This window comes from Waterburya sp., assembly GCF_058530065.1.
In genome coordinates, this window is the sequence record NZ_JBZNBU010000330.1 from 1 (window position 1) to 9,601 (window position 9,601).

General features: G+C 40.1%; 10 protein-coding genes. 9 read left to right on the top strand and 1 reads right to left on the bottom strand.

The genetic code is table 11. From position 1 onward, the window contains the following. The first annotated feature begins 346 nt into the window (after nt 1-346). From AC33VI_RS19545 to surE, 7 genes are all read left to right on the top strand, one after another. Nucleotides 347-1,018, top strand: coding sequence for a potassium channel family protein (locus AC33VI_RS19545; RefSeq protein ID WP_491783934.1), 672 nt, complete (start codon nt 347-349; stop codon nt 1,016-1,018). Between the two features lie 40 nt (nt 1,019-1,058). Next, entirely contained in the window at nt 1,059-2,564 is a 1,506-nt protein-coding gene (locus AC33VI_RS19550; protein ID WP_491783935.1) for a TrkH family potassium uptake protein, read from the top strand. A gap of 222 nt (nt 2,565-2,786) precedes the next feature. After that, nucleotides 2,787-3,455, top strand: coding sequence for a hypothetical protein (locus AC33VI_RS19555; protein ID WP_491783936.1), 669 nt, complete (start codon nt 2,787-2,789; stop codon nt 3,453-3,455). 23 nt (nt 3,456-3,478) lie between these two features. After that, nucleotides 3,479-4,240 (top strand): lipoate--protein ligase family protein, encoded by a 762-nt coding sequence (locus tag AC33VI_RS19560; protein WP_491783937.1) that lies wholly within the window; start codon nt 3,479-3,481, stop codon nt 4,238-4,240. A gap of 47 nt (nt 4,241-4,287) precedes the next feature. Beyond that, nucleotides 4,288-4,773 carry an allophycocyanin gene (locus AC33VI_RS19565; RefSeq protein ID WP_491783938.1) on the top strand — a complete coding sequence of 162 codons (486 nt, stop codon included), beginning with the start codon at nt 4,288-4,290 and terminating at the stop codon, nt 4,771-4,773. Between the two features lie 187 nt (nt 4,774-4,960). Continuing rightward, complete coding sequence (locus AC33VI_RS19570; RefSeq protein WP_491783939.1) at nt 4,961-6,415, top strand: DUF2079 domain-containing protein; 1,455 nt, start codon at nt 4,961-4,963, stop codon at nt 6,413-6,415. Then, on the top strand, nt 6,399-7,073 hold the full coding sequence (gene surE, locus AC33VI_RS19575; RefSeq protein ID WP_491783940.1) for a 5'/3'-nucleotidase SurE: 675 nt from the start codon (nt 6,399-6,401) through the stop codon (nt 7,071-7,073). Before AC33VI_RS19570 ends, surE begins: the two co-directional genes overlap by 17 nt. On the opposite strand, the gene AC33VI_RS19580 is transcribed toward surE, so the two are convergent. Continuing rightward, a complete protein-coding gene (locus tag AC33VI_RS19580; RefSeq protein WP_491783941.1) occupies nt 7,063-7,566 on the bottom strand; it encodes an acyl-CoA thioesterase in 504 nt (167 codons plus the stop codon). The two genes, surE and AC33VI_RS19580, sit on opposite strands and share 11 nt — an antisense overlap. A gap of 290 nt (nt 7,567-7,856) precedes the next feature. Between AC33VI_RS19580 and AC33VI_RS19585 the strand changes: the two genes are divergently transcribed. Beyond that, the gene (locus AC33VI_RS19585; protein ID WP_491783942.1) at nt 7,857-8,897 is read left to right on the top strand and encodes a HEAT repeat domain-containing protein; all 1,041 of its coding nucleotides are present in this window, start codon (nt 7,857-7,859) and stop codon (nt 8,895-8,897) included. 56 nt (nt 8,898-8,953) lie between these two features. Next, nucleotides 8,954-9,601 (top strand): glycosyltransferase (locus tag AC33VI_RS19590; protein WP_491783943.1); only part of this gene is annotated, 648 nt, incomplete at its 3' end.

Sequence of the window (9,601 nt, forward strand, 5' to 3'; positions counted from 1 at the left end):
AAAATATTTTCCAGGTTTCTACGGTTTTGGCACGCGTTTTCGATCCTGCTAGAGAAAAAATTTATCGCAACTTTGGCATTGCAACTATTAGCCCTACTCAATTATCAGCCGATGCGTTTATTGCCAATCTTCCTAGTTAAATTAACTAGTCGTGCAAAATTAATCTATAAAGCAGGGAAATAGGGAATAGGGAATAGGGAATAGGTATCACCTATTTGCTTTTATCTTCCAATCAAAACTGACTATTGTTTTTAGATTGTGTCACGTAAGGTCAGTTATTTATCTACTGAACTTGAAAAAATTAAAGGCAAATGTTTAATGCTTAATGATAAATGTTTAATGCTTAATGATAAATGAAATGAGAGTTATTTTAATTGGTAGTGGTAAGCTAGCTTATTTTTTAAGTAAACAATTTATTAGTAAAGGTCATAATCTGACGGTAATTAATGCTGATGATGCTGAAGCGATCGCTTTTTCGCGAAATCTCAAAGCAACCATAATTCAAGGAGATGGCAGTAATCCTGGTATTCTTGCCCAAGCAGGTGCGTATCAGGCTGATGTTGTTTTGAGTTTGACTATCAATGACGAAGATAATTTAATTGCTTGTCAAATCGCCCAAAAAGAATATGGCGTACCTCGAACGGTGGCTTTGGTTAACGATCCTGAAAATCGTCCTATCTTTGAGAAATTGGGAATTAGCGTGGTTTTTTCCGCCACCGAAATTATTGCCAACCTGATCGAACAGCAAACTAGTTCCGACGAGATTAAAAACCTATTGCCAGTAGCCGAAGGAAAGATCAATGTTACCGAAATTGCCCTGTCAGATACTTCCTCAATAGCAGGAAAAACCATCGACGATTTACAACTCCCTACAGGAACTTTAATTGGCTCGATCTTACGTCAGGGAGATGTCTTAGTTCCAGGTGGGGATACGATTTTACAAATGGGCGATCGCCTGATCTTAATCAGCCAACCTGAATATTACGGGGAATTGTTGCGGTTATTAGGGGCAGAGTAAACAGTCGTCAGTTATTAGTGAACAGTTATCAGTAATGTTATTGACTAAAAATAAAAATAAAATCAATCGTTATAGTAATTATCTGCGTCAGCGTTATCGGGCTATTGTCGGTTATACGGGTTTGATTTGTGCGATCGCGGGATTGGTAATTTTATCGCCGTTGTTGGCGTTGTTTTTTTATCCAGAAGAATTAGCTCTGGGTTGGGCTTTTGCCCTACCAGGACTGGCTTTGGTTGCTGTGGGGTTGATTTTATGGCGATCGCTTACTCCCAAGGGGAATGTCAGTTTATCGGTTCAGGAAGGGGCGGTGATTGTGGTTTTGACCTGGTTACTGGCGATTGTTGTGGGAATCTTCCCTTTTATAGCTTTAGAGGGCTTAAGTTTTACCCAGGCGATGTTTGAGTCTACTAGCGGCTGGACGACGACGGGTTTATCGGTGGTGGATGTAGAACAGGCTTCTAAGTTAATTTTACTCTATCGCAGCAATATCGAACTAGCTGGTGGTGCGGGGTTGGCGATTATTACCTTAAGTGCGATCGCCGGTCCTATCGGTTCGGGTTTGACTACGGCTGAAGGTAGAAGCGAACAGCTAGCCCCCAACGTCAGGCGATCGGCTAAATTGGTTTTAAGTATTTATTCTGGTTATTGTGTAGTCGGAATAATTGCTTTGGTAATTGCAGGAATGGGTTGGTTTGATGCGGTGAACCATGCTTTTGCAGCTTTATCTACGGGAGGATTTTCCACCCGCAGTGATTCCATTGGCTACTGGGATTCTCCTGCGGTAGAAGCAGTTACTATTGTCTTGATGCTATTGGGTACGCTGAATTTTGTTACTGGTTATTTTTTGCTCCGAGGTAAGTTTAAAACCGTCGTTCGTAACGGAGAAGTAAGATTACAGGCGTTATTGATTCCCCTGTGTATCCTCGTTATTTTATTTGGGGTTGGTATCGGGCTATATCCCACTGTCGGCAAATCAATTCGCGTGGCGATTTTTGAAGTCATTACCGCTTTGTCTACTACTGGCTTTTCTACCGTTGGTTATGGCGACTGGAATAGCTTGGGGTGGACGATTATGATTATTTTAATGCTGATTGGTGGTGGTACGGGGGCGACTGCGGGAGGTATCAAACAGTTTCGCATCTATGCCTTGTATCGAGCCTTAATTTTGGAAATCAAAAGTATGTTGTTACCCGAAAGAGCAGTTTCCGAAGCCGACTATTGGCAAGGCGATCGCCGTAAGTTTTTTAGCGATAATCAAATTAAAACCATCGCCTTATTTGTCTTTCTGTATCTAATACTGTTTACCGTTGGCGTAATTATTACTGCTGCTTATGGCTACTCAATACCCGAAAGCTTGTTTGAATATGCCAGTACCTTAAGCACAGTCGGATTATCAATTGGGGTAACTTCTCCCGATGCACCCACAGGGTTACTTTGGACGCAAATTATCGGTATGTTTTTGGGGCGTTTAGAATTTTTTACAGTATTTATCGGCATTATCTGTCTTTGTCGGGATATGCTTCCCGTTATTTTCAACAAAAAGTAATTTGAAATACTTTTAGAAATCCCTTGCTGATGTGGGTAACTCTACAGCATAAAACCAATATTCTAAAAAAGTTTTTACCAAAAGACTCATTTACTCATTACTTATTACTCATTACTTATTACTTATTACTTATTACCTATTACTTATTACTTAAATAACGCTGGCGGTTTTTGAGTTTGCTTGCTAAAACTAATTAAACTTAATATAGAGCTTGTTAGTCAAATGCAGATAAATCTCGACACCCAACAACTAACTCTAGAAGAAACAATCCAGAGGTGGAAAGATCGGATTGTCTGTCATCCCCCTAGAGGACAAGGAGTAGAAGCTTATATTATTAATTCGACATCGGGAAATCAAGAAAAATATATTGAAGCTAATTGTGATAGTCTGCGTCATAATGCAACTAATTACGATCGCCTATTAATTGCTATTAAAAGTAAACACAAAGGTATTCATAAAGAAGCTATTTTAAATACAATTAAATACGAAGCGACTCGCCGAGCTTTTAAGGCTCAACACGAGTGGATACATAGTAGTTATCGAGAAACTATTGAGAAGGTTAAAAATAATGATTTCGATCGCCAGATGTTATTGAAGATCGATAGTTTAAATAAAATTGTAGCCCAGCGCGATCGTGAATTAAAAAAACTCAAATCAGAATGTAAAGGTGGATTGCAAGAATTGCAACTAGCCTATCAAAAACTACAACAAGAATTTGCTCGCGAGCAACAACGCCGTCAAAAACTAGGCACGAGTAATAAAAGTCTGGGGGCATATAAAGGACATTTTCGGCGAGCCCAGAAAAAAATAGCTACATTAAAAATCGAAAAGAAAGACTTGCAAAAAAAACTTAATTTATTAGAATTTAACGCCAATAAAGCCAATAAATAGTTAAAAATAATATTATTTATTCAATGAATAATATTTGGCGTTACATACCTCCCATCGAAACATCGGGAACAATGCAAATGGCGATCGACAGCTATCTACTAGAGCAACATCGCCAACAGCAACATCCTCCCACAATCCGCTTCTATACTTGGCTTCCTGCTGCCATTTCTTTGGGCTACCATCAACGAGAATATCCCCAGATTTGGCAAAATCTTACTTGGCAAGGAGAAACCTTAGATATTGTCCGTCGCCCCACTGGAGGCAGGGCTGTATTGCATCAAGGAGATTTAACTTATGCCATAGTAATGTCGATTCCTCCAGGAAAAAGATTACAAGTCTACAAGCAAATTTGTGAATTCTTAATTCTCGGCTGGCGATCGCTAGGTGTCGAGCTAAGCTACGGTACTGCTACGAAAGAATATAGAGAAAATAGTAACTGTTTTGCTACTGCCACAGGGGCAGATTTAGTTACATCCGAAGGAAATAAAGTAATTGGTAGCGCGCAACTACGTCGGGGAAAATCAGTCTTGCAACATGGTTCAATGATGCTCAATACCAATCCCAGTTTATACTACCAAGTGTTTAACAACAATTTACAAACAAGTTTATTAAACAAAATTAAGCAATCTGACGATGATGCTAAAAAGTATCGAAAAATACCCTGCGATCGAGATAAAATAATACAAAACTTAATCCAAGCTGCAATCTCAACTTTTAAGATTGATATAGTAGTACAACCTTTATCAACCGAGGAATGGCAATATATTGCCAGCAATCTCTCTTAGTTGAGATACTAAAATTATTAAACTTAATTAAACCTACTTCAGATATTATGAGCATAGTTAGTCAAGTTATCCTCAAGGCGGATGACGAGCTACGCTACCCTAGTAGCGGAGAACTAGAAGGCATTAAAAACTTTTTAACCACTGGTGAAAAGCGCGTGCGTATTGCTGAAACTTTAGCTAACAACGAGAAGAAAATCGTCGATAAAGCTGGTAAAGAATTGTTCAAGCAACACCCAGAATATCGTTCCTTTGGCGGTAATGCTTACGGACAAAAAGAATACAACCAATGCTTGAGAGATTTCGGTTGGTACTTGCGCCTAGTTACTTACGGTGTGATGGCTGGAGACAAAGATCCCATCGAAAAATCGGGTCTAATTGGGGTTAAGGAAATGTATAACTCCTTAGAAGTACCCGTACCAGGAATGGTTGATGCAATTCGCTGTTTGAAAGCTGCGGCAGTCGATCTTTTAAGTAAAGATGATGCTCAAGAAGCTAGCCTTTACTTTGATTACATCATTCAAAGTATGTCCTAGTCAGTCACGATCCAAACTGACCGATAAAACCAACAAATAGGTAATTGGCGCTCGGTATTAAGGCGACGGCATCAACTCTCTCAATTTGGGATAAGATGTCTGTCTAGTCTTGTTATCGACTACCAATTACCTATTATTTTTTGACATATTTTAGAATAGGCAATTGACACTAGAGAGAATTTAAAAATTGAGTGCAGTCAAAAGAGAGAGCGGGGCGAGAGAATCCAGTTTTTTTTTACTAATATTAGTGGCGATCGCCAGTCTAGTTTTATTTTTCTTCAGCAGTCTGCGAACGGCTTTATTTCGGGCGGGTAACGATCTGGCATTTTTCGATCAGTTGGTTTATTTACTCTCTCAAGGTCAAGCACCTGTTTCGACTTTGTTAGAAGGAGTACATATTATTGGCGATCATGGGGCAATTATTTTTTATCCTATAGCTTTGCTCTACGTTATTTATCCCAGCGTTCATTGGCTTTTGGGAGTACAGGCGATCGCTTTGGCAATGGGAGCAATTCCTCTCTATGGCTTGAGTCGCGATAGTGGCTTGGGGGTAAATTATTCCAGGGCTATAGCTATTTGTTATGTTCTCTATCCCGCAATTTTTAATATTAATTTCTATACGGAATTTAGACCCGAAACTATTGCCGTACCTGCATTGATTTGGGCGGTGTGGGCGGCAAAGAAAAAGTTATTTTGGCAGTTTGCGATCGCGATTATTCTAACTCTCAGTACGAAAGAAACCCTGGCTCTAACGGTAATTGGGTTGGGATTTTGGCTGACTTTTGTCGAACGACGCAGAATCTATGGTTTGTTGAGTATATTTAGCGGGGTGGCTTGGTTTATCTTTGCTGCGGGTTACTTAATCCCCACTTTGCGCGGGGGGCATCAAATGGCAGGTACTTGGCATTACGAATCTTTAGGTACTTCCATGACAGAAATTGCCCTGAACATAATTACTAACCCGCAAGTTTTTCTAGTTAGGGCATTAGCAAGCGATCGCCTGTTTTACTATTTACTATTACTGTTGCCAATTCTTTTAGGCTTACACTGGCGCAAAATATTAACTTTAATTCCCGCCTTCCCCATGCTGGGGTTAAACATTTTGGCAGACTTTCCCCGCCAGCGAGATTTAATTCATCAATATTCCCTACCAATTATTCCCTTTCTCTTTATCTGGTTAATTGCCTCTCTGGCTTACCTACAAAAACATCGCCTGCGCCCTTGGCTGTCTCCCCGTTGGTTAATAGTTTGGGCAATAGTTGCTTGGCTGGCTTTAGCTAAATATACTTATTTCCCGACGAGATATTTCCCTGTCATTCCCAATTTAGCAGCAGTTAGGGGAGCGATCGCATTAGTCGAACCGAGCGATCGCGTCTTAACCACTGCTTATCTGGCTTCGGCGATCGCCCATCGTCCGACGATTAAACTAATGACGGGAGAATGGGATGCTGCCAAAGTTGAAGCCAACTCTTTAGATACGGTATTGATTGGCTTGCAACACTTAGGTTGGGATACTTCTATAGAAAATGCTGAAACAACGATTACCGATCTTCAACAGTCGTCTCAATTCGATTTGGTTTATCATCAACAGGATGTCTTTTTATTTAAAAAAACCCCAACAAGCGATGATTATCTTAACTAATGACGATGGTATAGATGCACCAGGAATTCGCGCCCTACAACAAGCAGTAGAAGGGGAAAATATAATTGTCGCACCCAACCAACAATATTCTGGTTGCGGGCATCAAGTAACTACCCATCGAGGTCTGAAATTAGAAACCAGGGCAAAAGGAGAATATGCCCTCGACGGTACTCCTGCTGACTGCACTCGCATGGCGATCTCCCACATAGCACCTAGCACTAAATTAGTCCTTTCAGGAATTAATGCAGGGGGAAATTTAGGCACTGATGTTTATATTTCTGGTACGGTAGCAGCAGTTAGAGAAGCAGCCATTCATGGTATTCCTGGTATAGCCATTTCCCACTGGATAAAAAAGCCCCTCATCATAGATTGGGAACTAGCTACCAATTGGACGAAAAAAATACTCCAAGACTTACAAGGTCGTCCTATGCCTCCAGGAAGCTTTTGGAATGTCAATTTACCCCATCTCGAACCAAATAAACCAGAACCTAAAATTATTCATTGCCCGCCTAGTATCGACCCTTTACCAGTGGATTTTCGTCAAGAAGGAGATACTTACTACTATCAAGGAAAATATAGCGATCGCGATCGCACTTCTGGAACGGATGTCGATATTTGTTTCGGCGGTAATATTGCCGTTAGTTTAATTAAACTATAATGCTTTTGATTAATGCTTCGCGGACTGCGGGGGGTAGTTGGCGCATGATTTTGCCTTTTTCGCGGTCTACTCCCACCAAGACGACTTTGCCCGTGACAAATAATTCTTGGCGATCGTAAGATTGAATTTCATAGTCCCAGTTAATACGGACTCCTTTGGTTTCTATTAAGCGAGTTTTAACTATGGCAGACATTCCCAAGCGCACGGGCAAATGATAGCGTACGGAAAGGTCTACTACGGGTAAGTCACAACCCAAAGCTACTAGATCGGCAAATTCAATACCCACCGAACGCAAATATTCTACTCTGGCTTCTTCCATCCAGGTTAAATAAGTGCCATGCCAGACAATTCCTGCATAATCTGTATGATGGGGTTGGGCTTTAACTGGGTATTCAAACCAATTTTGATTTTGAGCTTGTAAGCTGCGATCTGATTCTATGGCTGAGGTTGGTAACTTGGGTAATTGGGGAGATGGCTGGAATTTATCGGTCAATTTAATCAAACTCCTGAATATCTTCTATGTTTAATAGTATTTTGTAATAGTTTTAGATCTACTTCGTACTTTAGATTTATTTGATTTACGATTGGAGAAAGTTTAATCTTATTTCAATGTTACGATTTGGAAAGTGAATTTTTTCCTCAATATTTTTTGATTATTTACCAGCCATAAGCAACAACCATCGAAGTCAAGATCGAGCTTGGGAATTTGTCTTCGTAATTTTGACAGCCGAAATGAAGCTCGATATCTGCAATTTGGGTTTAAAGAACTGCTAATTTATAACTATGATCGATCTCCGCTTTATCTTTATATATCTTGCTTTATTTAGTTTTGGCTTAGATTCTAATAGTTTGGCTGTAGAAGTTTCTCCTCAAGACAATTCTCTCCAACTCGATCGCGTCATTAAAATTGCTCAAACCGATAGTCCCAGTTTAAAAGAAAACAATTCAGCCCAACCAGTTGACCAAGCCAGCACCAATTCCCAGAACAAACCCAATAAATGGTTGTCGTTTTTGGGTATTGTGATCTCCTCTGCCATATATTTATCGATTTTATATTTCCTGCTCAAACCAGAAGCAAAATTAGAAGATACAGAAGAATCACCACAACTAGTCGAAGAAGAACCTAACCTTAAAACTATCAAACCGATTAGGGAAGATAATAATTCAGCAGAAGCCAAACCACCAACTGAAGAATTGCCATTTCCCATGATTGGCATGAGTTGGGATGAAGAATTTACCTACCAACCCAGATCCAATTCAGAGTCCTTAAAACCCCAAGAATTAGAAGTACCTAAGAAATCAACCGAACAAGCCGATCCTACAGTAAATTCTGATTTGTTGGGCAAACTAACCATCGTTGCCTCTGAGACTACTGAAATTGATGTTGTTTCTGAGTTGATTAAAGATCTTCGCAATCGTTCGGCAAACCCAGCTGAAAATAAAGAATTGCGACGGAAAGCAATTTGGGAGTTGGGACAGACGAATGATTTTAGAGCGGTAGAACCTCTAGTACAAATTATGCCCGAAGTAGATTCCTTAGAAAAAAATCTAATTTTAGATGCCGTTACACAAATTACCCAGCGTAACTTAGAAACAATCAATCAAGTTTTATTGACTTCTTTGGAAGATGATAATGCTGATATTCGTAAAAATGCCATTCAAGATTTAACTTTTCTGTATCAGTCTGCCTATACGATTACCAATCGTTTATCCACCATGACTTTAGACACCGATCCAGAAGTACAGCAAACTGTTCGGTGGGCATTAGAACAGTTCCAACGATTATCTAGTCCCCTGGTATCGGTTAAATCTCAAGATAATTAACCAAAAAACATAGTTTTAAAAAAACGGTAACTTGCATTCAATCATTACAAACACTAATGTTAAAAATCCTTTTTATCTCTACCTCTGTAGGTTCTCTAGGTTCGGGACAGGGTGGAGGAGTCGAATTAACCGTGCAAAATCTCGCCCAAGAGCTATCTCGTCGGGGACATCAGATCGAAGTGGTCGCTCCACAAGGTTCTTGGTTAAAAGGGGTTAAAGTGATTACTATTCCTGGTAATTTACAAATTCCCGTACAAACTCAAAGCCGTGACGTACCCACTTGTCTGCCCGATAATTCCGTCCTAGCGAATATGTGGGAATATGCCCGTCAAGTGCAAGATCGATACGATCTGCTGGTAAATTTTGCCTTTGATTGGTTGCCTTTTTATCTGACTCCCTTTTTTGAGACTAAAATAGCTCACTTCATCAGTATGGGATCGATGACGGAAGCCAGCGATCGCATTATGGAACAAGTTATCGCTCGCTATCCAGGTACTTTCGGCGTATATACCAAATCTCAAGGAGATACTTTTAGTTTTGGCGATCGCTGTGAAATCTTAAGCAGTGCCATCGATCTAGACCTTTATCAGTTTAATAATGCTCCTGGAGATAGTTTGGCTTGGTTGGGTCGTATCGCCCCTGAAAAAGCCCTAGAAGATGCAGTAGAGGCGGTAAATATAACTAAGACTCCATTAAAGATTTTC

Bases quoted from the DNA above. Each gene is read 5' to 3' on its own strand.
- AC33VI_RS19545 (WP_491783934.1), top strand. From the start codon at position 347: ATGATAAATGAAATGAGAGTTATTTTAATTGGTAGTGGTAAGCTAGCT.
- AC33VI_RS19555 (WP_491783936.1), top strand. From the start codon at position 2,787: ATGCAGATAAATCTCGACACCCAACAACTAACTCTAGAAGAAACAATC.
- AC33VI_RS19560 (WP_491783937.1), top strand. From the start codon at position 3,479: ATGAATAATATTTGGCGTTACATACCTCCCATCGAAACATCGGGAACA.
- AC33VI_RS19565 (WP_491783938.1), top strand. From the start codon at position 4,288: ATGAGCATAGTTAGTCAAGTTATCCTCAAGGCGGATGACGAGCTACGC.
- surE (WP_491783940.1), top strand. From the start codon at position 6,399: ATGATTATCTTAACTAATGACGATGGTATAGATGCACCAGGAATTCGC.
- AC33VI_RS19585 (WP_491783942.1), top strand. From the start codon at position 7,857: ATGATCGATCTCCGCTTTATCTTTATATATCTTGCTTTATTTAGTTTT.